Source organism: Paenibacillus sp. Aloe-11 (genome assembly GCF_000245715.1).
In the GTDB taxonomy this organism is placed as follows: Bacteria; Bacillota; Bacilli; order Paenibacillales; family Paenibacillaceae; genus Paenibacillus; species Paenibacillus kribbensis.
The window spans coordinates 157,824-158,207 of record NZ_JH601050.1 but is presented as its reverse complement, the minus strand read 5'-3'; the positions used below and the strand labels follow the sequence as shown (position 1 = coordinate 158,207).

Annotated in this window: 1 protein-coding gene; it reads right to left on the bottom strand. The window is 68.0% G+C overall.

The annotated features are described in order from the left end of the window. A partial coding sequence (locus tag WG8_RS28130) for a nicotinate-nucleotide--dimethylbenzimidazole phosphoribosyltransferase (protein ID WP_007429403.1) occupies positions 1–384 on the bottom strand: 384 nt, incomplete at both ends.

Below are 384 nucleotides of genomic sequence, written 5' to 3'. Positions count from 1 at the left end.
AGGTGCAGGCTCAGCGCCCCACCTGTGCCCTCCCCGAGCCGCATGTCCAAATGCAGCATGGGCTCCAGCTTGAGCTGGCGTAGCACCGCGGCGTGTCCGCGCTCGTCCGAGGCGTGCGAGGCGAGCATGTACGCCGCGCTTGCAGGCGCCAGAGCGCGCGCAGCGAGGGCGGCTGCGCCGGAAATAAAGCCGTCCAGCACGACTGGACAGCGATGTGCGGCTGCGCCGAGGATGACGCCCGCCAAGGCGGCAATCTCCAGACCGCCGACCTTGGTCAGCACGTCGAGCGCGTCATTTCCATCCGGCTGGTTCACGTCCAATGCGCGGCAGACCACCGCTATTTTACGGGTAAGCCCAGCCGTATCTACCCCCGTGCCCCGGCCT